The 23,080-nt window shown below is 55.9% G+C and carries 20 protein-coding genes; 18 read left to right on the forward strand and 2 right to left on the reverse strand.

All coding sequences use genetic code 11. The features are described from left to right. Window positions 1-252 precede the first annotated feature (252 nt). The 15 genes from GCU45_RS18535 to GCU45_RS18605 all read left to right on the forward strand — a co-directional run bounded on the left by GCU45_RS18535 (window position 253) and on the right by GCU45_RS18605 (window position 16,877). Window positions 253-1,620, forward strand: coding sequence for a glycoside-pentoside-hexuronide (GPH):cation symporter (locus GCU45_RS18535; protein ID WP_076171865.1), 1,368 nt, complete (start codon window positions 253-255; stop codon window positions 1,618-1,620). A 131-nt stretch (window positions 1,621-1,751) separates the two neighbouring features. Next, window positions 1,752-2,159 carry a ribbon-helix-helix protein, CopG family gene (locus GCU45_RS18540; protein ID WP_076171863.1) on the forward strand — a complete coding sequence of 136 codons (408 nt, stop codon included), beginning with the start codon at window positions 1,752-1,754 and terminating at the stop codon, window positions 2,157-2,159. A 150-nt stretch (window positions 2,160-2,309) separates the two neighbouring features. Further along, window positions 2,310-2,726: a MerR family transcriptional regulator gene (locus tag GCU45_RS18545; protein WP_105445556.1), complete on the forward strand. Its 417-nt coding sequence runs from the start codon at window positions 2,310-2,312 to the stop codon at window positions 2,724-2,726. A 359-nt stretch (window positions 2,727-3,085) separates the two neighbouring features. Further along, window positions 3,086-5,044, forward strand: a complete 1,959-nt coding sequence (locus tag GCU45_RS18550) for a methyl-accepting chemotaxis protein (RefSeq protein WP_244364639.1) — start codon at window positions 3,086-3,088, stop codon at window positions 5,042-5,044. Between the two features lie 193 nt (window positions 5,045-5,237). After that, complete coding sequence (locus GCU45_RS18555) at window positions 5,238-6,809, forward strand: spore germination protein (RefSeq protein WP_244364641.1); 1,572 nt, start codon at window positions 5,238-5,240, stop codon at window positions 6,807-6,809. Between the two features lie 7 nt (window positions 6,810-6,816). Then, on the forward strand, window positions 6,817-8,004 hold the full coding sequence (locus GCU45_RS18560; RefSeq protein WP_167527163.1) for a Ger(x)C family spore germination protein: 1,188 nt from the start codon (window positions 6,817-6,819) through the stop codon (window positions 8,002-8,004). Continuing rightward, a complete protein-coding gene (locus tag GCU45_RS18565; protein WP_116233435.1) occupies window positions 7,997-8,212 on the forward strand; it encodes a hypothetical protein in 216 nt (71 codons plus the stop codon). The genes GCU45_RS18560 and GCU45_RS18565 overlap by 8 nt, the downstream gene beginning before the upstream one ends. Window positions 8,213-8,242: 30 nt before the next feature. Then, window positions 8,243-9,334, forward strand: a complete 1,092-nt coding sequence (locus GCU45_RS18570; protein WP_152399926.1) for a GerAB/ArcD/ProY family transporter — start codon at window positions 8,243-8,245, stop codon at window positions 9,332-9,334. A 142-nt stretch (window positions 9,335-9,476) separates the two neighbouring features. Then, window positions 9,477-10,019 carry a DUF2062 domain-containing protein gene (locus GCU45_RS18575; protein WP_152399927.1) on the forward strand — a complete coding sequence of 181 codons (543 nt, stop codon included), beginning with the start codon at window positions 9,477-9,479 and terminating at the stop codon, window positions 10,017-10,019. 88 nt (window positions 10,020-10,107) lie between these two features. Beyond that, on the forward strand, window positions 10,108-10,920 hold the full coding sequence (locus GCU45_RS18580; protein ID WP_152399928.1) for a uroporphyrinogen-III synthase: 813 nt from the start codon (window positions 10,108-10,110) through the stop codon (window positions 10,918-10,920). Between the two features lie 138 nt (window positions 10,921-11,058). Further along, on the forward strand, window positions 11,059-11,697 hold the full coding sequence (locus tag GCU45_RS18585) for a ThuA domain-containing protein (protein ID WP_076171848.1): 639 nt from the start codon (window positions 11,059-11,061) through the stop codon (window positions 11,695-11,697). A gap of 73 nt (window positions 11,698-11,770) precedes the next feature. Beyond that, window positions 11,771-12,100 (forward strand): phasin family protein, encoded by a 330-nt coding sequence (locus GCU45_RS18590; RefSeq protein ID WP_152399929.1) that lies wholly within the window; start codon window positions 11,771-11,773, stop codon window positions 12,098-12,100. Window position 12,101: 1 nt separating this feature from the next. Next, a complete protein-coding gene (locus GCU45_RS18595; protein WP_152399930.1) occupies window positions 12,102-13,772 on the forward strand; it encodes an ABC1 kinase family protein in 1,671 nt (556 codons plus the stop codon). Window positions 13,773-13,973: 201 nt separating this feature from the next. Next, a complete protein-coding gene (locus GCU45_RS18600) occupies window positions 13,974-15,512 on the forward strand; it encodes a DEAD/DEAH box helicase (protein WP_152399931.1) in 1,539 nt (512 codons plus the stop codon). Window positions 15,513-15,854: 342 nt separating this feature from the next. Next, window positions 15,855-16,877 carry an LLM class flavin-dependent oxidoreductase gene (locus GCU45_RS18605; protein ID WP_152399932.1) on the forward strand — a complete coding sequence of 341 codons (1,023 nt, stop codon included), beginning with the start codon at window positions 15,855-15,857 and terminating at the stop codon, window positions 16,875-16,877. Between the two features lie 154 nt (window positions 16,878-17,031). Here GCU45_RS18605 and GCU45_RS18610 read toward each other — a convergent pair whose 3' ends face one another. After that, window positions 17,032-18,243 (reverse strand): oxalate decarboxylase family bicupin, encoded by a 1,212-nt coding sequence (locus GCU45_RS18610; protein ID WP_152399933.1) that lies wholly within the window; start codon window positions 18,241-18,243, stop codon window positions 17,032-17,034. 299 nt (window positions 18,244-18,542) lie between these two features. Here GCU45_RS18610 and GCU45_RS18615 point away from each other — a divergent pair, with 299 nt between their 5' ends. Both GCU45_RS18615 and GCU45_RS18620 read left to right on the forward strand, forming a co-directional pair. Next, entirely contained in the window at window positions 18,543-18,953 is a 411-nt protein-coding gene (locus GCU45_RS18615; RefSeq protein WP_152399934.1) for a YjdF family protein, read from the forward strand. A gap of 45 nt (window positions 18,954-18,998) precedes the next feature. Then, a complete protein-coding gene (locus GCU45_RS18620) occupies window positions 18,999-19,472 on the forward strand; it encodes a glutathione peroxidase (protein WP_152399935.1) in 474 nt (157 codons plus the stop codon). A gap of 375 nt (window positions 19,473-19,847) precedes the next feature. On the opposite strand, the gene GCU45_RS18625 is transcribed toward GCU45_RS18620, so the two are convergent. Further along, complete coding sequence (locus GCU45_RS18625) at window positions 19,848-20,495, reverse strand: SDR family oxidoreductase (protein WP_076174814.1); 648 nt, start codon at window positions 20,493-20,495, stop codon at window positions 19,848-19,850. Between the two features lie 330 nt (window positions 20,496-20,825). Between GCU45_RS18625 and GCU45_RS18630 the strand changes: the two genes are divergently transcribed. Continuing rightward, window positions 20,826-22,892, forward strand: coding sequence for a molybdopterin-containing oxidoreductase family protein (locus tag GCU45_RS18630; RefSeq protein ID WP_152399936.1), 2,067 nt, complete (start codon window positions 20,826-20,828; stop codon window positions 22,890-22,892). The last annotated feature ends 188 nt before the right edge of the window (window positions 22,893-23,080 follow it).

Consider the following 23,080-nt stretch of genomic DNA (forward strand, 5'->3'; position numbering starts at 1 on the left):
CAGCCCATAACGTTCACTCTATAAGGTACAGCTGTTCTTTGGAACGGCTGTACCTTTTTTGCGCTTTTCGGGCGTCATAATTTCCCTAACTGCCGCAGGGACCCGGATGCAGCCGGACCGGTTCAACAAAAAACGTGAAGGTTCTGAGCAAAAAACGCGATGAAAGCGATATCAAGCGTTTCCTATAATTGAATATATCAGGAGCTCACCTAAACATCCTGAATGAAGAATTTTTGAAAGTGGGGCAATCACATGGGAGCTAAAACATCAGCGGCATCAGTGTACGGCAAGCTCAGCTCATTCAGAATGATGGGATACGGGCTGGGCGACGCGGCCAACAACTTTGTGTGGGGCATGACGTCGGTCTACCTGATGTTCTTCTACACGGACGTCTACGGCATCAGCCCGGCGGCCGTCGCATCGCTGTTTCTGGTCGCCCGGTTCTTGGATGCCATTTTTGACCCGATCATCGGGATGATCGTCGATAAAACGAATTCAAGATGGGGACGCTTCAGACCTTATTTATTGTTCGGCAGCATTCCGCTGTCGGTTATGTTCGTATTATGCTTCTCGACGCCGGATATGGGGAACACCGGTAAACTGGTTTATGCGTACGTGACTTATATTTTGCTCGGATTTCTGTATTCCCTGGTCAACATTCCTTATTCGGCCATGTCGCCTGTCATTACACAGGATCAGAGAGACCGCACGAAGCTGATGACATACCGCATGATCTTCGCGAATGTTGCGACGCTCATCGTATCGTATGCCACCAGCCCATTAGCCAGCTGGTTCGGCGGCGACAACACCGCCAAAGGCTATCAATACACGGTGGGGCTGTACGCCATCGTAGCGATCGTGCTGCTGCTGGGCTGCTTCAAGAGCACGCAGGAGCGGATTCCGATCCAGAAGGAAGTCAGCACCAAGGGCGGATTGAAAACGTTGGCGAAAAACAGACCGCTCCTGCTCTCGTCCTTTGCCATGATGCTGAGCGGCGGGGCCAATACGATTTTCTTCGCCATTCCGGCGTATTATTTCAAATATAATGTAGGCCGGGAGGACCTGGCGGCGTATTACATCCCGGTGGTCCTTCTGATGGGCATGATCGGCATGGCCTGCGTTCCTTTTGTGGAAAAGAGAATCGGCAAGAAAAACACGCTTCAGCTTGCTTTTCTGATCACGATCGTCGGCAGCGTGTGTCTGTACTTTACGAGCTACAGCAGCATTACGCTGATCTTTATCTTCTCGGCTTTGATCGGCTTGACCCTCACCGTGCCGTGGGTCGTCGGCTGGACGATGGCGGCGGACTCGGTCGACTACGGCGAATGGAAAACCGGGGTCCGGGCCGAAGGTATCAGCTATGCTTCCTTCAGTTTCGCCCAGAAGGTTGCGACGGCGCTTGCCGGCTCGCTCTCTGGTATTCTGCTTACGCTGACCGGGTATGTGGCTAACCAGGCACAGACGGTTACCGCGCTGCACGGCATCGCTTTTTCGCTCACGCTGGCTCCGGCCATTCTGACGCTGGGCGCGATGGTCCTGATCTTCTTCTATAATTTGACGGATCGCAAATACGCCGAAATCATTCAGGAGCTGGAACAGCGCAAAGCGCAGCAGGCTTAAGTTACGATACAGCTGGACAAGGCAGTCAATCTTAGGGTTGGCTGCCTTGTTTTTGATATGTGTGTTGACATTGTGTACACATTGTGTGTAATATCGTACGTATATTGATGCTAAAATAGGAGGAACGACCAATGGATTCAAGTTTGCATATCCGTCTCCCGAAAGAGCTGAAAGAAAGCTTTCAGCAGGCGGCAAAGGATAATCATAAGGATACTTCCACCCTGGTCAGGGACTGGATTGCCGATTATGTCGCCGAGCACCGTAAAACCGACGAAGAAACGGCGGCTGATTTGTATGTGGCGGGTTACCGGCTGCAGCAGGAGCTAGGAGGGAGGGAGCAGATCGATAAGGACTTTGTAAAGCAGCTTCAGGAGTTCTCTCTAACGGATCAAAAACAATTCACGCACCGCATCCTCTCGATGTATCTGGAACATGATCTGACCGTTCCCGCGATTGTGCAGAAGCTTCATGGCGGGTTTGCTTATTCCCAAATGTTTTTGCTTGGTTTGATCGGAGAAAAACCGAAGGACAGCGTTTAGTGCTTCTCTGCCCCCTATTCATGAGCGCCTGACGGCGTTTCGATTGTTTTCTCATTTGCCTTGAGTCCCCCGCCTGCCGCTCTCCGCGCATTGGCATTCCGCCGGGGAGAACGATATACTTGGGGGAGAATCTTGAATGGGAGGAACGGAATGGACTGGCTTAAAATTGATGATGTGGCGAAGGAAACCGGCCTGACCAAGCGCACGATCCGCTACTATGAGGAAATCGGCCTGATCAAATCACCCGAGCGCTCTGACGGAGGCATGCGATTATATACAGAAGATGACGTGCAGCATTTGAAAAATATCGTGTTGGCCCGCAAGGTGCTCGGCTTTTCTCTGCAGGAGATTCAAGAGTATTTGCAGATTCATGAGCAGGTGGAGCTCCACCGCAGCAAGTTTTCGTCCTCGTCTGACGATGACCAGCGCACGGCTGAGCTGGAGCAGATGGGGGAAGCGGTTACCAAGCAGATCGGCCTGCTGGACGTCAAAATCGAGGAGATCGCCCGCGTTCGGGAAGAGCTCGTGGCGCTGCAGGAACGGATTACGAACGCGTTAAAACGATAGTCTGCCTTCAGAGGCAAACAGCGATGATTTTATTTACCGGGAGTCAATAATCAGCAGCAAGTCGGCAAGCAGTCTGGGTGCATAGCACCAGGCTGTTTTTTTGTGCAAAACGCCGTATCCCTCGGAGAAAATGCCTTGAACTCTATCGGATGAATGACACCTGAGAGATGCTTTTACTAGTTCATATTACCTATTGATAAGTTCAAAAATTTTAAAGAAAATGGATATATGTAGAAATGTTATGGGGATGAGCAAGAACAATCTGTGATAATGTGCTCATATAGACCATGACTCAAGTAACAAGTTTGAGGGTGGGAGATACAGATTACCCAGTAGAAAGGAAACTGCTAGTGAAACGAATGTCGCTGTCCATTAAACGAAAGTTGCTGGTATCGTATCTCGTCGTACTGATCATTCCCAGCGTCATGATCGGAATGCTGTCTTACCAGTCGGCCAAAGGGAAAATTGAGGGAACGCTGATGACCAACGCTCTGGAGAGCAGCCAATCCGCTGACCGGATCATCACGCAGAACATCCAGGCCAAGGTGGATGATCTCGCTTACCTGATTCAGCAGCCTTATGTAGCCAGTGCTGAAAGCGATCCCACCGGCAAGGGAGGCGAGCTCAAGGCTCAGCTGAGGCAGTATCTCACCCTGCATAAGGAGGTCAAGGATATATTGCTGGGCACGGATAGCGGCGATTTCGTCCGGGCCTCCGAGGACCCGCTGCCGGAACGGTACGACGTCCGCAAGCAGGACTGGTATATCCGGGCGATCAAGCAGGGGAAGGGCACGACCATCTCGCCTGTGTTTAAAGCGGCCAACGGCCAAATGTCCGCTTCCATCGCCCAGATGCTCCCATCAGGCAAAGGCGTCATGTCGATCGAGCTCAATCTGGATACGATTCGCAGCCTGACCCAAATGAAGCTGGGCAAGGACGGATACATCGTGATCGTCGATACGGCAAAAAACTATGTGGTGCATCCGGACAAGACGGGGGAACCCGCGGAAGAAGTGGTGACCAAGCATCTGTTTGCCGGCCAAGAAGGAACATTCAGCTATACATACGACAATGAGAAGAAGCGGGCGTCCTTCACGACGAACGAGCTCACCGGGTGGAAAATAGCCGGAACGATGTACGACAAAGAGGTGGCCGGTGCCGTCAGCGGCATCCGCAACACGGTGATCCTGGTCATTTCGATATCCATTCTGGCTGCCCTGGCCATCATCCTGTTCAATATCCGCTCGATCATTAAGCCGATTTCTGCGCTCACCTTGGCGACCGAGCGCATCAGCAAGGGGGATTTGCGGGAGGATCTGGACACGGCGAAGAGGGATGAGATCGGCAATCTCAGCCGTCACTTCCAGACGATGGTGGACAATCTCCGCACAATGATCGTCAGTGTCCAGGAAATCACGGAACACGTGAACGCGTCCGCCAAGGGGCTGGCGGCAGGCGCTGATCAGACGACCAAAGCGATCGAGCATGTGACCGAAGCCATCCAGGAGGTCGCCGCCGGAAGTGAGCAGCAGCTTCGCAGTGTGGAGCAGAGCATGGTGAGCATGGAGGTCATGTCCAAGGAGTCCGAGCGGATTCGGGCCAACATGGACGATGTCATGCAGACGATGCAGCGGACGACCCAGTCGGCGGAAGAAGGCAACGCGGCCGTGATCAGCGTCACGGACAAAATCCAGAGCATCCACGAGACGGTCAGCGATCTCGACGGCATCGTGGATACGATGAACGAGCGTACTTCCCAAATCGGCGAAATCGTCAATTTGATCACAGGCATTGCCCAGCAGACCCATCTCTTGGCGCTGAACGCGTCGATCGAAGCGGCCAGAGCCGGAGAGCATGGACGGGGCTTCGCGGTCGTTGCGATCGAGGTGCGGAAACTGTCGGAGCAGTCGGAGCAATCGGCCCAGCGGATCGAGGCGCTCGTCAGCGGCATGAAGGGCGAGATGACACGGATTCTGTCCGCCATGAACGACGCGAAGACGAGGGTGTCCGAGGGTATCGAGGCGGTGGATTTGACAGGACGGTCATTCACGCGGATCCGCAAGGCCGTCAAAGGAGCCAGCGTGGACATCGCCTCGGCCGCCGAGGCGTCGCGCTCGCTTGCGCAGAGCGGCGAAAGCGTCGAACAGTCGATTCGGCTCATTCAGGGGTATTCGGAAGCAGCCGCAGGCAACACACAGGCCGTCTCGGCTTCCGCCCAGGAACAGCTTGCCTCCATTGAGGAGATTGCCTCTTCGGCGGCCAGTCTGAACAAGCTGGCTGAGCAGCTGCTCGAACAGGTCGCACAATTTAAAATCTAACGGCGATGAATAGGCAGGCGCCACCCGAAGCTGCAAGCGGGTGGCGCCTTTTTTGTACATTCCCCGAGCCATCCACATAATTTATCCAATTCTGGCACAACCTACAGATAAATTCCTTCTTGCTGGCAAGGAGCGGAAATCGAGGTGACTAGTGGAGATGAAAAAAGACGGTACAACACCGGATAAGCCGCGCATGGCCCTTCCAACAGGCAGGGCACTGGGTCTGCCGTCTCCTTCGTTGGATAAGGTGCCGATCCAGAAGGATCTGAAAGTCAATACGGAGATGCTGAAGGATATCTTCGATGACTGCTCGGACATGGTCTACCGGAGCATGGAGGTTGCCCCGGGCGTTGAGGGCCTGCTCGTATACGTGGAAGGGATCGTGTTCTCCGAAGAACTTCAGATCCATATGATTCAGCCCATTATCCAGGGATTGGTGCGCCTGAAGAATGAGGGGGACGAGAGCAAGGAGCAAGACCCTGATCTGGAACCATTGGAAAATACGCGCGTATCCCTGTCCCAGGTCAACAGCGCCACCATGTGGGGGGACGTCATCGAGGGGCTGATGAATTCCAGCGCGGTCATCCTGGTGGACGGGTATTCGGAAGCCCACCTGTTCAATGTGAAGGGCGGATTGCGCCGAACCGTATCCGAGCCGGAGACCGAAGCGGTCATCCGCGGGCCGCGTGAAGGATTCACGGAGATGCTTCGCGTCAATACAGCGCTGCTGCGTTTCAAAATTAAGTCTCCGAGGCTGAAGATGAAGAGCATCGTTCTCGGGACAGAGACCAAAACGGATGTGGTCATTTCGTACATCGAGGGACTGGCGAATCCCAAGATGATCCGGGACGTCGAGAAGCGGCTCAAGGACATTGAAATCGACGGAATACTGGAATCCGGCTATATCGAGGAGATGATCGAGGACCATCCGTATTCGCCTTTTCCCCAGCTCCAGTACACCGAGCGCCCCGACACCGCAGCAGCCCAGCTGCTGGAGGGACGTTTTGCCATATTCACGGACGGTACGCCGTTCGTTCTCATCGGTCCGGTGACCTTTTTTCAGCTGATGCAGGCGAGCGAGGATTATTACGAGCGGTTCTTCATCACGAACTTCATCCGGTGGATCCGGTATTTATTCGTGTTTATCGCCCTCTTCCTACCTGCATTGTATATTGCTACGACCACCTATCATCAGGACATGCTGCCTTCGACCCTGGTGCTCAGCATCGCGGCTGCCCGGGAGGCAATTCCGTTTCCTGCGCTCGTCGAGGCTCTCATTATGGAGATTTCCTTTGAGGCCTTGCGCGAGGCAGGCGTAAGGCTCCCGAAAACCGTCGGCCAGGCAGTCAGTATCCTGGGGGCACTCGTTATCGGTCAGGCTGCGGTCGAAGCCGGCATCGTATCGGCCCCAATGGTCATTATCGTGTCGATGACGGGGATCGCCTCCTTTACGATTCCGCGCTTCAACCTGGCCATCACGGTCCGCCTGCTGCGGTTTCCGCTGATGATTCTGGCCGGGGTGTTCGGATTGTTCGGCATCGTGCTGGGCACGGTCTGGATTCTGGTCCACGTGACCCAATTGACCTCCTTTGGCGTACCGTATATGTCCGGCATCAGCCCTTTCCATGTTCAGGATAACAAGGACGTGTTCGTTCGCGCCCCATGGTGGAAGATGAAGCGGCGCCCATCCTGGGCATCGAAGAAAGACCGGGTGCGCGAGAAGAAGGAGATCAATGGTACCCCGCAATCAAACAAGGTGTGGTGATATGGACATGATCAAGAAATGGGCGGTAGCCGGTCTATTGCTCCTGAGCCCGCTTGCGCTGGCCGGCTGCTGGGACCGTAAAGAAATCAACGACGTTGCCTTCGTCATCGGATCTTCCGTCGACAAGGAAAACGGGATGTACCGAAGTGCCCTCCAGATCGCCCTGCCGGGGAATTTAGGCGGGGCAGGCAGCAAAGGCGGCGGCGGAGGCACCAGCGGCGGAAAGTCCTACTACCTGGAATCGAAAACGGGCATTACGCTGCGCAGCGCCAATATGGAAATCCAGGCCGGCAACTCCCGGAACCTTTCCTTCTCCCACCGGCGCGTGCTGCTTATCGGCGAGGATTTCGCCAGGGACGGCATTGCACCGATGCTGGACCAATTTGCCCGGATTCCTCAGAATCGCCTGTCATCGCTGGTGGCGGTGACAAGCGGATCGGCGTACAAAATTTTGGACGCCGCAGCGCCGATGGAGCAATTCTCCAGCGAGATGATCCGGGAGCTGATCAACGAATTCACGAAAAGGCCCGACTCGCTGAAACAGCTGGTCAACACGCTCATGACAGATGGCGTGGACGTGGCCCTTCCGTACCTATCTATTCAAGAAGCGGTACCTCCGGGCGTGGGAACGTCCAAAAATAATATCCAGGTTACGGGCCTGGCCCTATTTGATGAAGACAAGTTCGTGGGAGCCCTGGAAGGGCAGGAAGGCAAAATCATCAATCTGGCCATGAACCAGGCCCCCTCACCGGATATTATCGTCGACGGGCCCGGAGGCAAGGGCCACATTTCCATCCGTTTCAGTGAAAATGAGGCCAAGCTGAAACCGGTTGTCCGCGGCAACGATATCACGATGACCATCGAAATTTACGCCAAGGGTGCCGTGTACGAAAATGATTCAAACAGCATTATCAGCGATGAGCATAGCCTCCGGGACCTGGAGCGCCGGGCCAGCGAGGAGATTGTCGATAAAGTGCAGCTCGCCATGCGTTCTCTGCAGCATAAATACAATTCGGATATTCTGGGATTCGGCAGGACGATCTACGAGCACGACCCGAAGGCCTGGCAGAGATTTAAGGGCAATTGGAAGAAAGTATATCCTGAGGTCAGGGTTATCGTAAAACCTGAGCTTCATATCGAGAATATCGGAGCCGTCGGCAAGCCCTTCGGCAGAAAGGAAATCAGGAATGATTAAGCTTCTGGGGCTGTATATCTTGGCCGCTATATTGGTAATCCTGATTGATCGGAAGGTCATGCGCGACATTCCGGGGATTAACCGCTGGATGGCCTATATTCTGCTCGCAGGCGGGTTCGGAATATGGGCCTACTGCCTGCAGTTTGGCCACGTCGTGTACGGATCGGTACTGGCGGGACATTATCTCGACAAATTCGTTCCTTTTTGAATGTGACATCGCAATAAAGGAGGCAGGGCTGTGAATAAAGTGACGAACCGGCAGTTTAGGATGCTCGGAATTACCTACATCTTGAACACCACATTAATCCACGTACCGAGTGAGCTGGCCAACTATGCCAAGCAGCACGCCTACCTGTCCTTTTTTCCGGCGGGACTCGTCGTTGCGCTGATGTTTCTGCTGCTGTCCAAAAGCGCCAAGCGGTTCCCCGGGAAGGACCTGTTCCAATCGCTGAACGGCCGGCATAAAGTACTCGGAAGAGTGATTACCTTCCTGTACCTGATATTTTTCTTTATCATCCTGGCCAGAGATATCCGTATGGTTGCCGACTTTACCAATGTCGTCCTGCTGCCGCTCACGCCGATCTTCATCATTTCTATTGCGATTACGGCGACGGTGATTTTTATTGCCAGAGGAGGCGTGCAGACGGTGATGGGCATTGCCGACCTGTATGGGCCGATGATGACAACGGTGGTCCTCATCATACCGTTTATCGTTGCCAAGGATTTTGATTTCAGCTATATCAAGCCTTACTTTTATGTCGATTGGGCGGGCGTCGGCAAAGGGAGCTGGGTCGTCTTTTCTTACCTGGGCCAGATCTTGGCGCTCCCGTTCATCTTCTCAAGCAAAGATTACCGGATCCGTGACGGGATGTACGCTTTGCTCCTGTCGACAGGGCTGCTGCTGCTGATCGTCATTATGATTTCGCTGCTGGTAGGCATCCCCATTGCCGAAAGCCTGATGTACCCGTCTTACGAAATGTCCCGGCAGATTAAAATAACGGATTTCCTCGATCGGTTCGACATGCCGCTCGTTGGCCTCTGGTTTCCGGCAGTTCTGCTGAATATCGCCACCAGCTTGTTCATCATTTGTTACGGATTAAAAACGATGATCCCGCAGATTTCTGGAAAAATGATGACCTCGCCCATCGGGTTATTCGCCGTGGTCACAGCATTCTGGATCTATCCCAATTCGGTCGAAGTGTTCCGATTCGACAGGGAGTGGACAGTCGTGGCCTTGGTGTTTGTCATCGTGCTGCCGATCTTCATCTTTTTGTTCCATCGGCCCCATCGAAAACCCCGGATGCAGGAACCCCGGGAGGACGCTACCTGATCCTTCTGTCGGCAATAATAAAACAGGCTCTTTCGGTTAGATTAGAGGGGATAAAAGTGATACAATAGAAGGAACGGGCGGCCCTGAAGCCTGCGGCTGAAGGGGATGTCCTGCCTGCTAGGCAAACCTGAAGGGTGATTACATGACAACCAAATCGAAAAAGCACAACATTTTTCATAAGTTTTACCGGAAAATCAAGCTGAACATGATCAAGCTGTTCCGTTCCCCGGGTGGAGCACGCAAAGTGTCGCTCGGATTTGCACTCGGGTTCGGGCTCGAGATGATCGTCATTTCCACCGGATCGCTGGTGTATTTGATTTTTTACCCTACGGTAAGGTTGGCCGGCGGCTCGCTTCCGGCAGCTATTATAGGCAATGTCATCGGCAAGCTCACTTTCCTTCCTATCGTCCTCCTCCCTTTTGCCAAGAAAATCGGAGAATGGTTTTTTCCGAAAAAAGTGGTGGATATTCCGGTCCAGGAACATGCTTGGAGAAACCTGCTGTCCGGCGATTTCACCATATTTAAGCATTTGCTGCAGGGTGGTCTTCACGTGCTGATCGGCATGTCGGTGTTCGGCCTGGTGCTTGGCGTCATTTCCTTTTTTGTCGTTCGATTCTTGTATAACCAGCGTAAAAGGCACCGCCTGTTGAAGCGCCAGAACGCCGCTGCCGTCAAAAGTCTGTGAATCTTTTCATCTCCTTGGGCGGAATTTCAAGTATACTGTTTAGTAAAACAGTGGCGGGTTCCATGAACCCTGATGAGGAGAAGGATGCATGGCTCGGAATTTGGCAGGTAAAAAAATTGCGTTAACCGGTCCCCGCAAAGCGGCCGAAATGGCCAAACTTGTGGAGAATATGGGAGGCATTCCGCTGATTCGTCCCGCACAGGGAACGGTATTCCTCGACGATGTGAAGCTGCGCAAGGATATTGAAGCCTGGATCGCCAATCCACCCGCCTGGGTCATATTGACGACGGGCATGGGGCTCGACGCCATCGATCAGGTGGCGGAGGAGATGGGGGCTGGCGCTGCACTGCTCGAAGCGCTGCAGGGCTCGTCCATTGCCGCCCGCGGGTACAAGACGGTGAATGCGCTGAAGAAGAGAGGGCTGATCCCGATCGTACGGGATGACGATGGAAGCACGGCCGGTCTGATCCGGGGGCTGACGTCTTATCCGTTTCAAGGGGCTGACGTCATTCTTCAGCTGCACGGCGATCCGGCCCCGAAGCTGACGGCCTGGTTGCAGGAACAGGGGGCCCGGGTGCGGGAAGTGCTGCCGTATCAGCATATTGCTCCGGAGGAAGCGGAGCTTGCGCGGCTGCTCGCCGAAATTACGGCAGCGGAGCTGGACGCCGTGGCGTTCACCAGCGGGCCGCAGGTGCGCAACCTGATCGAGTACGCCCGGGCGAAGGGCGAGCTCCCGAAGCTGGTATCGGCTTTCTCCGGACCGGTGGTCGCGGCGGCTGTCGGCAAAATTACGGCCCAGGCGTTGCGGGAAGAAGGCATCGAACGCGTCTGCTCGCCGGAGGAAGATGAGCGGATGGGCAGCATGATGGTGGAACTGGGAAGGTATTTTGTTCGAAACTGACGGAAGGGATATGTCTATACAGACGGGGGATGCGGCTGGCTGCATCCCTTTTTCCTTCATCAAAACGAAAGGAATTAAAGGTTTTTTCCAGAAAGTGTGGAATGCTATAGGGAACGAGAGCGAGCAAGGAGGAACATAATGAACAAGAAAAAAAGCATTTTACTCGGTGATTACACACATCCGAAATTTCACCCTTTGCAGGGGGTAGACGCGCAGATCAGCCATATTTTGAACGATGTCATTTCGGTTCAATGCAGCGAAAACAAAAATTTGCTGCTCGAGGAGCATTTGAAGCCGTTTGACCTTTGCATATGCTATTTCGACTTGTGGGACGAGAAGGTGTCTCCGCAGCAGACAGCGGGTTTGCTGTCTTACGTGAGCCAGGGAGGAGGCCTGCTTGTCATCCATAACGGCCTGTCTATCGGCAACCGGCGCTATGAGCTGGCCCAGCTGGCCGGCGGCCGTTTTAACGGTCATCCGCCGTACCAGCCGCTGTCGTTCCGGGTGAGCGCAGAGGACCAGGTTACGAAAGGCATCGAGCCTTTTGAACTCGACGAAGAGCCGTACCAGATTGATTTTGACCCGTTTGGCGAAAGAACCGTGCTGCTGGAATACGAACTGGAAGGAACGTGGCATCCGGCGGCCTGGAAGCATAGCTACGGTATGGGAAGAGTCGCCTTTCTGATGCCGGGGCATCACGAGCCGACATTCCTCCATCCGCAGATCCGCCGGCTTATTCTGCAGGCCGCGCAGTGGGCGGCGCATCTTCCGGGTTAATACGGCCCCCGGGTTTATATGACCCATCATTTGGGGGTATAATATATTGACTATAGCTTTGGGAGGAATAACCATGAGTGATCTGTTTAAAAAAGCAATTTCATTAGGTTGGGGCCTTACCATTGTGAGCAAAGAGAAAGTCGAGAAGATCGTGGACGATCTGGTCAAACGGGGCGAGCTGGCGCCGTCGGAATCCAAGGATCTGGTCAACCGGCTGGTGGAACGCGGCGAGGAGGAGCAGTCCCAATTTAAAACGTGGATTCAAGACCAGGTTCGGCGTGTATTAACGGACATTCACGTTCCTTCCGATCAGGATATCGTCAGTCTGGAACAGCGCATTGCAACATTGGAGAAGAGGGTGGCGGAGCTCGAAGCAGAGCATTCCGGGCCGGCCGCGGAATAAGATGGCACTGCGCATCAGACATACCGGTCGTTACCGGGAGATCGCCATGGCGCTTATGCGTCATGGCTTTGGTTATATCGTAGAGGAGCTGGGCCTGTTCCAGATGCTGTCCATCCCAAAACGGTGGATCACCCATCAGACGCCGCAAACCAAGACGCTGGGGGAACGGATCCGGCTGGTTCTGGAAGACCTGGGGCCGACCTTCGTCAAGCTGGGGCAGCTGGCCAGCACCCGGTCGGACCTATTGCCGGAGCCGATCATCCGGGAGCTGATCAAGCTTCAGGATCAGGTTCCGCCCTTCTCGTCCGAGTCGGCCAAAGGCATTATCGAGCAGGAGCTGGACGACGCCATCGAGGATATTTTCTCATGGTTTGAAGAGTCGCCGATTGCGGCGGCTTCTATTGGACAGGTTCATCTCGGCAAGCTCAAGACCGGCGAGGATGTAGCGGTCAAAGTCCAGCGTCCGGGCGCTCTGCAGATGGTGGTCAGAGACCTGGAAATCCTCAGGGACCTGACCGCGCTAGCGGAGAAGCGTTGGGTGTGGGTCAAGCAGTACCAAATCGCCCGCCTGGTGGAAGAGTTTGCGAGCTCCATGCGGGCTGAGCTGGATTATACCCAGGAGGGCCGCAACGCGGAGAAAATCGCACTTCAGTTTCAGAACGATGAGACCGTGTGCATCCCGCGAATATTTTGGCAGTATACATCTTCGCGCGTCATGACGATGGAATACGTCCGGGGCATCTCTTTAAGCCATCAGGAGGAGCTTGTGGCGAAGGGATATGACTTGAAGGAAACGGCCGAGAAGCTCGTGGAGAGCATGCTGCACCAGATTTTCATCGAAGGCTTTTTCCACGCCGATCCGCATCCGGGCAATCTGCTCGTGCGTAAGGACGGCAGCCTTGCCTATCTGGATTTCGGTATGGTGGGACGGCTTAGCGAGGAGATGAAGGATCATCTGTCTTCGCTGATTATCGCCCTGATGCGGAAAAACACCGACAGCATGGTCCGCGCCGTGCTGAGGCTGGGCATGATGCCGGAAGACGGCGATATTCGCGAGCTGCGCAGAGATTTGGACAGTCTGCGGGAGCAGTACTATAATATTCCTTTTTCCGAAATCAGCATGGGGACGGCGCTGAACGATCTGTTCGCGGTCGCCCAGCGTCACAAAGTGATGATTCCGCCTGATCTGACGCTGCTCGGCAAGGCGCTGCTGACGATGGAAGGCGTCATCGAGAAGCTGGATCCTACGCTCAGCATCATCGACATGGCGGAGCCGTTTGGACGGAAGCTGATCAAGGACCGCTTCAGCACCCGCAACCTGCGCAAGAAGCTGCTGGGCGGAGCGGCGGGTCTGGCGGAGGCGCTGTTTGACCTGCCGGACCAGGCAAGGCAGATTTCATCGTTAATCAGCAAGGGCAAGCTGAAGGTTGAGATCAGCGTTCCGGAGATGGAAGCCCTGATGAGGAAGCTCGACCAGATCAGCAACCGGCTGTCTTTCAGCATCGTGCTGCTTGCCTTCAGCATCATTATGGTCGGACTGATCATCGGTTCTTCCCTGAATCAGCAATCCTCGGTGCTGTGGCATTTTCCGGTGATCGGAACCGGCTTTATTGTGGCGCTGTTGATGGTGCTGTGGCTGCTGTTTTCCATATTTAAATCCGGCAGGTTTTAGCTGTCCGTATTGCCGCCATTATGATCCATACATTGTTATTCATGCGTTTTTCATTTCATCCTTTAAGGGAGGTCTGTCCGGCGGCCCTGCACGGGTCACGTGACGGTCCTCCTTTTTAAGATATAGAAGTACAAGCGTCTGAACCGAGTTAATCCACTATATATCCCGCTAAAGGCGGAACTTAATGAATGAGGTGCATTTTTGTTGAAGTTTTCAAGTTTGGGCGTTAACGAATCATTGGTCAATACACTGAGGGCGAACGGTATTGCCATCCCGACACCGGTGCAAGTGGAGACGATCCCGCTCCTGCTTGCAGGGAGCGATGTGATCGCGAGGGCACGTACAGGAACCGGCAAGACGCTGGCCTTTATGCTGCCGATGCTGCAAAAAATAGACCCGACGCAGCTGTACCCGCAGGCGCTTGTCGTTGCGCCTACACGCGAGCTGGCGCTGCAAATTACCGAGGAAGCAAAAAAGCTGGCAGCTGGGACCGATATCCGAATTCTGGCCGTGTACGGCGGACAGGACGTCGAGAAGCAGCTGCGGAAGCTCGAAGGAGGGCGCCAGCTGATCATCGGCACGCCGGGCCGGCTGCTGGATCACCTCCGGCGTGGCACGCTGGAGCTCGGGCGCGTCAAAATGCTCGTGCTGGACGAAGCCGACCAAATGCTGCACATGGGCTTCCTGGACGAGGTCGAGACGCTGATTCAAGCGCTGCCCTACAAGCGCCAGACGATGCTGTTCTCGGCCACGATGCCTGCCGAGGTCAAGCGGCTTGCGGCAGCCTATACCCGGGACGCGGAGGACGTGGTGATCAAAGGGGAGAAATCGCCGGTACCGCTGGACCATATCCGGCAGATCGTCGTGGAAGTGACGGACCGGACGAAGCAGGAGGCGCTGATCTCCATGATCGACACCTACCGACCGTTTCTGGCGATCATATTCTGCCGCACTAAGCGGCGGGCGTCGACGCTGAACGAGGCGCTGCTCGAACAAGGCTATAACTCGGACGAGCTGCACGGCGACCTTTCGCAGGCGAAGCGTGAAGCGGTCATGAAGCGGTTCCGCGAGGCGAAACTGCAGCTGCTGGTCGCCACGGATGTGGCTGCCCGCGGGCTTGACGTGGAAGGCGTCACGCACGTGTTTAACTACGATATTCCGCATGACGTGGAGAGTTATATCCACCGGATCGGCCGCACGGGCCGGGCCGGGGAGAAGGGCATGGCCATCACGCTGGTCGCCCCGAAAGACAAAGGCGAGCTGGCAAGCATCGAGCAGCACATCCAGTACAACATTGAACGGCGCCGGTATGACAAGGGCGCCGGCATCACCGCCGCGGGGACCAAGGCGCGCTCCATCCATGCGGAGCAGGGCGAACGCGGACGCGGCGGCAGAGACGGCGGGCGCGGCGAAGGCCGTCCGCGCCGGGATGACCGCCCCGCACGCGCGGGCGGTGAAGGCAGAGGCGCCCGCGGCGAGGCCAAGCGGGCGCGCGGCGCCTACGCCGGAAGCGAAGCCGGCGCAGGCGGTGCAGGTGCCGGCCGCTCCCGCACTGGTGCGGCCGGGCAGCGTGACGGCCGCAGCGCTGGCGGCGGCCGGGGCCAAGCGGCCCGCGCGGAACGCGGCGCGCCGGTTGGCGGTTCCCGCGGCGGCCGGGATGCCAAGCGGAGCGGCACGGGCCGCCCATCCGCTCCCGGCGGCAGAGGCCGGAGCGCGGGAGGACGCGGGCGCCGGAAATAACGGCGCCCCGCGGTCAAGGCAAAGGCAGCAGCTAACCCAGGAGGGGTCAGCTGCTGCCTTTTTTGTCCACACGGATGCCCCGAAATTTAGGGGCAAATCTCCAAATCTGCTAATGAGGTGAGTTGGCCGCCCGTGCAAACCGTACACTATCGCCGCGAGGCCGATTTTGTTTTCTGATTCGGATGATTCGGGCATCCTCCCACTTTACGGCCAAGCGTTTCAGCAGCCCGTCACGCGCATGATATAATAGCAGGGCAGCTCGTCCAAAACCTGGATGCCGCTGCTGCAATAGCAGTTAGCACCGGCTGTAATCAGTTATAAGCAGAAAGGTCTTGATGCGTAATGATCAAGCTGAGCATATTGGATCAATCAACGATATCGGAAGGCAGCAATCCGGTGGAAGCGCTGGCCCAGACAGCGGCCATGGCCCAGGAAGCCGAACGGCTCGGATACCATCGTTTTTGGGTATCGGAGCATCATTTTTCCCCGAACCTTGCCGGCTCCAGTCCGGAAGTGCTGATCTCCCATCTGGCGGCGAAGACGTCGACGCTCCGGGTTGGATCGGGCGGCGTGATGCTGCCTCACTACAGCTCTTACAAGGTGGCGGAGAACTTCCGGCTCTTGGAAGGCCTCTATCCGGGCAGAATCGACCTGGGGCTCGGACGTGCGCCGGGCGGCATGCCTTTGGCCACCCGTGCCCTTCAGGAAGGGAAGATGCGCGGCGAGGACCGCTACGCCGATCAAATCGACGACTTAATCGCCTATTTGACGGATTCCCTGAGTCCGGAACACCCTTTTGCGGGCCTTCTGGCCACGCCGATGGTCCAGACCGTTCCGGAAATGTGGCTGCTTGGCTCCAGCGGGGGCAGCGCCGGAATTGCCGCCATGCAGGGAACCGGCTTTGCTTTCGCCCAGTTTATCAACGGTTCCGGCGGCAGTGATGTGATGCGCTGGTACCAGGAGCATTTTCAGCCGTCGGCCATTTTTGACAAGCCCCAGTCCCTGGTGGCCATCTTTGCCGTATGCGCAGAGACGGAGGAGGAAGCGAACCGGATTGCGTCCAGCATGGATCTCTCGCTCATTTTATTGGAAAAGGGCGGATCGTCTGGAGGCACTCCGTCGGTGGAGAAAGCGCTGGAATATCCGTATTCGCGGTACGACCGAATCCGGATTGAGGAGAACCGCAAGCGGATGGTCGTCGGTTCCCCGCAGCAGGTGAAGCGCAGGATTGAAGAGCTGTGCGAGGAATACAATGCCGATGAGGTGATGATCGCCAGCATTACCCATCGTTTTGAGGATAAGCTGCAGTCCTTCCGGCTGATCGCCGAAGCGTTCGGACTTCCGGCGGACGCCGCCGGACGATAACAGAACGAACAGGCGAAATTAGAATAACGTTTAGAGACTTATTTTCATAGGAGACGGAACGCGTTTAGCGTTAACTTTTCTCGCGGTATCAAGAAAGCCAAGTTTTCGAAGCTTATACCTTCTTATATCTAGTAAAAAGACGGCCCCCTGGATGTTACCCGTCCGGGGCGCCGTCTTTTGGCTTCGTGTAGGTGAAGCCGGGGTACTTGACTACAGGCGATTTTTCCTTGCGCAGCGCATCCAGCAGATCGGACCCGACGTTCAGGTTTTCCGCCACCAGCTCCCGCGGTGTCAAGGCCATCCACTGGTTCAATGACACATCCGCGAACCGGTCGCTTTTGAACATTTCCAAAAACCAGAGGCTGTCTGTTCCGGTATTCTGGATATAGTGTCCGAAGGCGAACGGCACATAGCCGACGTCGCCCGCGCGAACGTTGAACGTACGGGCCTTGCCGCCACCGGCGAATACGGTCATTCTGCCTTGGCCGGTAAGGTAATATTGCCATTCGTCCTGATTCGGATGCCAGTGCATCTCCCTCATTCCGCCGGGTTTGATTTCCACCAGTGCCGCCGCTACGGTGCGCGAGATCGGGAAATTGGACGAATCTACGATCCGCACGCTGCCGCCGGATGTGATGATCGGAGGCTGCGCGAGCAGGCGGTGCGTAAAGGTTTGGGGCACCTCCCCGTAGGGCGAGGTTACCTTTTGGCCGTCCAGTGGACCGGGAACGGGTTCCTGCTCGATGTAAACCTGGCTGGGAGGGATGCCTGCAAACGCGCTTTCCGGAACGCCGAAATTGGCTGAGAGCACCTCCTTGGGCGTGTGGGCGAACCAGTCGGAGATGCTGAGGGTATTCAGATCGGAGAAATGTCCGTCGTCAAAAACAAGCAAAAACTCGCAGCCTTCCTCCAGCCCTTGGATGGAATGGGGGATGCCTGGCGGGAAATACCAGAGATCTCCGGGACCCACATCGGCAATGAAATTGCGCCCGTTTTGGTCCACCGCCGTAATGCGTGCCCTGCCGAGCAGCATAAAGGACCATTCGGCCTGCTGGTGCCAGTGGAGCTCACGCAGGCCGCCAGGGGTGAGCCGCATGTTGACGCCGGCCAGCGTGGTTGCGATGGGCAGCTCGCGAACCGTCACTTCCCTGGACCATCCGCCTTCATTAAGCTGCATGTGCGTATCGGAGAAGGAAAATTTTAAATTGGGTATCAGCCCGTTATCGGTCTTCGGGGGAACGAGCATGTCGGGATTCTCCATGTCCCGAAGCACGTCGCGCGGCCCCTCGTCGGTCGCCCCTTCGCGGCCGCGGATCGGCTGGGGAATCCGCCTGCCCGACTCCGGCCGATTGGATGAATGATTCATGCGTATGGCCCCTTTTCAGCAGTAATCATGCTTTTAGCTATAGGAAAGTATATGAACCGCCGCATGCCGATATGAGGCTTATTCCCGGCTTCATTGGATTCGCTTGGGGCCGGACTTGCATCACGGCCGCTTTGGAGTATCATGGAAAGTGGATCGTAAAATCACAGCCCGGTCGGTAGTCCGCGGCGCATGTACAGAGGCAGAGGGCGATTCGCCAGCACTGCCTCCCGGATCACATGTCAGTAACCTTCCCCCCTCGGGATGTCCCTCGGTCCGATTTATACAGAGGGGGAATACTGGTGAAACTCACGGTATTTTTTGAAGATCCTTATTGGGTCGGCGTCGTCGAAGTTCAGGAAGCAGACGGGCTTAAGGCAGGCCGTCACGTCTTTGGTGCCGAGCCGTCTTTGCAGGAAGTGTGGGAATACGTTATGAACGATCTTCCCGCGCTGGTGGAGCGTTTATCCTGCAGCGTCCCGGCCGCGCGGCTGCCTGTGAAGTCGGTCAATCCCAAGCGGCTTGCCCGGCAGGCGGCGAAGGAGTCTCGCTCCCGCGGCGTCAGCACCCAGAGCCAGGAGGCGCTTCGCCTGGAGCTGGAGAAGTCAAAGAAGCAGCGCGCCTGCCGAAGCAGGGAACAGCGGGAAGCCCTGGCCGCTTACAAGCGGGAGATCGCCGTAAGGAAGGCCAAGGCCAAGCATCGGGGTAAATAGCAGCAGAATACCAATTCTATATGAAGGATAGAAAGGGGTAATCACATGTCCGTGTACCAATTCACAGCAGCCAAGACCTCTGGTCAAGAGGTGTCTCTTCAGGATTATGAAGGTAAAGTGCTGGTCATCGCCAATACGGCAAGCCAATGCGGATTAACGCCGCAGTATGGCGACCTGCAGAAGCTGTATGACCAGTTCAAGGCACAGGGGCTCGAAATCCTTGGATTTCCCTGCAACCAGTTCGGAGGACAGGAGCCGGGTACCAGTGAAGAAGCCGCATCGTTCTGTCAGCTGAATTATGGCGTTCAATTCCCGGTATTCGCCAAAGTGGAAGTGAACGGAGAAGGGGCTCATCCGCTCTTTCAATATTTGAAACAGCAGCAGCCGGGGCCCGAAGACGGCGAGATTCAATGGAACTTTACGAAGTTTCTGGTGAACCGGCAGGGAGAAGTGGTTGCCCGCTTTGAGCCGAAGGAGTCGCCTGAGGCCATGACGGAAGCCATTCGCGGTTTGTTGTAAAATGCCGTGAAGCATCCTGGAAGGGATACGAACCGATAATATCTTGAAAAAAAGGTCTGTCCCGAAAACGGGACAGACCTTTTTGATAATATCAGAATGTATAAACTCCATAGCCATTGCTTCCTGATATTGCAAGAAAAACTTCCTTTAAACGCGGTCTATCTTCTTTGAAGGTACGTCGATAGACGTTTTTTTTATAATATCAGAAAGTATAGACTCCATAGCCTTTGCTTCCTGATATTGCAGGAAAAACTTCCTTTAAACGCGGTCCGTCTTCTTTGAGGGTACGCCGATAGACGTTTTCTTACGTCTCCGGCGCCATCCCGGAGTTGAAGTACGGATAACCGTGTTCTTGCTGCATCCCACAAACGGAGGTTACTGCGGAACGCTGCCGTTTAATCCCTTCAAGGCTTCCTCCACCGGGGTATCGCCTTCAAGCAGGTCGAACGACTGGTTATGGGTCTGCCGGATTTGCAGCGCCGCGAGAACAGCTGCGGCCACATCATCTCTGGATACCCGGCCGTGACGCTGCAGCTCCGGAGCGGCATGCACCTTGCCTTTGCCCGGCTCGTTTGTCAGCCCGCCCGGACGGATAATCGTATAGCTCAGTCCGCTTTCCTCCAGGATGGTCTCGGCCTTGCGTTTGGCCATCAGGAAGGGCTTCAGGAAGGAAGGCATGGCGTCCGGATCCTTGGTGCCCATAGAGCTGATCAGCACAAACCGCGGAATTTGCTCCAGCACGCTCTGCTCAATGAGCCGAACGGTTCCGACATGGTCCACATGCTCCGGATCACCCGAGGTGCCGGCCCCTGCGGCGCAGACGACGATGTCCGCTCCTTTCATACCGTCGGAGAAAGCTCCCGACAAGTCTCCAAGATAACCCTTGGCTCCTGTGGATTCCAGATCCCGGAGGTGGTCTTCTTTACGGACCAGCCCTCTCACGTCATAACCTGCCTCAACCAGCTTCGATACGATTCTGCGCCCGGTCTGGCCGTTTGCGCCTGCCACAAAAACGGTTGTCATTGTTGATCACCTCTACGTATGCATTACCCCGATGTCCAGGGCGGGAACACAGGTTTTGATCGAATTCCAAAAATAAACAAATTCGCCAGGTCGGCGTCCGGGGGAACGAAACATCGACCTGGCGAATTCGGTTGGGAGTGGTCCATGATATATGGCATAGCAGGCAGGGCGAACACGGTTCGTCCACTCTATGCTCCTGTTCTTTTTATACCCGGCGGGCGTGGGGTTGAAACAGATGCCTTATTTTTTCTTTTGCGGATTTTGCCGGCTCGCTTTAAGATAGAAATACAAGCATATACAGACTTCATATAGAGGGAGATGGAGCGGGAGATGATCGAGCAAGAGAACGGCGTTTTTCCTGCGGTGTGCCCGCTGGACTGCCCGGATACCTGCGGCCTGCTGCTGCACAAGGAGAACGGTAGAATCGTCAAAGTGACCGGCAACCCCGATCACCCGATTACTCAGGGTGCGATCTGCAATAAGGTAAGAAATATGACGGAGCGGGTTTATCATCCGGACCGGGTGTTGTACCCGATGAAGCGGACGGGGCCCAAAGGGGAAGGCCAGTTTGAACGGATCACCTGGGACGAAGCGGTGACGGAAATTACCCAGCGCTTTCGGGATATTATTTCGGAGCATGGCTCCGAAGCGATACTGCCTTACAGCTTCTACGGCAATATGGGCATTCTCAGCGTCGACGGCATGGACCGGCGTTTCCTCAATGCGTTGGGTACAAGCCGTTTGGACCAAACGATATGCAACTCCGCCGGCGGCGCCGGCTGGAAATATACGATGGGCTTCGGCGGCGGGACAACGCCGGAGGATACTGAATACGCCGACCTGATTCTGGTCTGGGGCGGCAACATCATCAGCACGAACATGCACCAAGTCGTCATTGCGGAGAGAGCCCGCAAGCGCGGAGCCAAAGTGGTTGTCATCGACGTGCACCGCAACCGCACCGGCCAGTGGGCCGACTGGTTTATTCCGCTGTATCCCGGAACGGATACGGCGCTCGCACTGGGCATGATGCACATCCTGTTCCGCGACGGACTGACGGACAATGATTTTATGACCAAGTACACTGTCGGCCATGAGGAGCTGCGGGAGCATGTGAAGGCGTACACCCCGGCCCGTGTATCCCAGATTACGGGCATTCCTGAGGAAGATATCGAGAAGCTGGCCCGTATGTACGGCGAGGCGGAAGCCGCCTACATCCACATCGGCAACGGGCTGCAGCATCATGACAACGGCGGCATGAACATCCGCAGCATCGCCTGCCTGCCGGCCCTGACCGGACACTGGCTGAAGCAGGGCGGAGGTGCCGCCAAGTCCAACGGCGGCTATAACGCGATGAACAGCGAAGCGCTGGAACGCCCGGATCTGCGGCCGAACCCGGAGGCGCGCAGCATCAACATGAACCGGATCGGGGAAGCGCTGGCCATGACGGAGCAGCCGATCAAGGCGCTGCTTGTCTACTGCAGCAACCCGCTGGTCGTCGCGCCGGATACGGCACGGGTTCAGGCCGGATTTGCCCGGGAGGACCTGTTTACGGTCGTGCATGACCTGTTTATGACCGATACGGCGAAATACGCCGATATCCTTCTGCCGGCGACCTCTTCCTTTGAGAGCACAGATTTGTTCGGCTCATACTGGCATCAATATGTTCAGATCCAGGAGCCGGTCATTCCCGCGCAGGGCGAGAGCAAAAGCAATGTGGAGCTGTTCTCCCTGCTGGGCCGGGCAATGGGCTTTGATGAAGAGGCCTTCTCCCAGACGGAGGAGCAGATGATCGAGGCGGCGCTGGATTATCCGGACAATCCCTATCTGAACGGAGTAACCTTGGAGTCGCTGAAGGAGCAGCGCTTCGTCAAGCTCGACATGACGCCGAAGCAGCACTATTTGGACCGGCTGCCGACCCCTTCAGGCAAAATCGAGCTGTATTCCGAAGCGATGAAGCAGGCAGGATTGCCGCCGCTGCCGGAGTATGTCCCGCTGAAGGAAGGCTACGACGGTCAGCGCCGTCCTGCGGCAGGAGAGAGCTTCCCGCTCATGTTCATTTCGCCGCCGAACCACAATTTCCTGAACTCCACCTTCGCCAATGTGGAAAAGCATCAGAAGCTGGAGAAGGAGCCGATGCTGCAGATCCATCCGGAAGACGCCGCTGCTCGCGGCATTACCGACGGGGATCCCGTCTGCGTATACAACGAGCGGGGACAGTATGAGCTGAAAGCCGTGGTCACGGATAAAATGCTTCCCGGCACTGTCGTAAGCCAGGGATTGTGGTGGGCAAAGAACGGCCGCAGGCAGCGGGCCAACGCCTTGACGCCTGACCGCCTGGCCGACATGGGCGGCGGAGCCACGTTCTTCTCGACCACTGTCGAAGTAAAGCGTCAGTGAAGGTCATTGCGGGATGACACAATATGATAGATACTGTCATGTGGGATGGCAGACATAACGATAGATTGCTACAGGTGTCAGCCGGCTTTACTTTTGGCGGACACCTGCCGGAGAGCCCCCTGGGGCTTTCTTTTTTTCGTTCGTTATCTGCCGGTTTCAGAAGCCGGACATCTGCCCGGCCTCACCAC

Origin of the sequence: Paenibacillus cellulositrophicus (assembly GCF_009363095.1) — a bacterium.
Classification (GTDB): domain Bacteria; phylum Bacillota; class Bacilli; order Paenibacillales; family Paenibacillaceae; genus Paenibacillus_AQ; species Paenibacillus_AQ favisporus.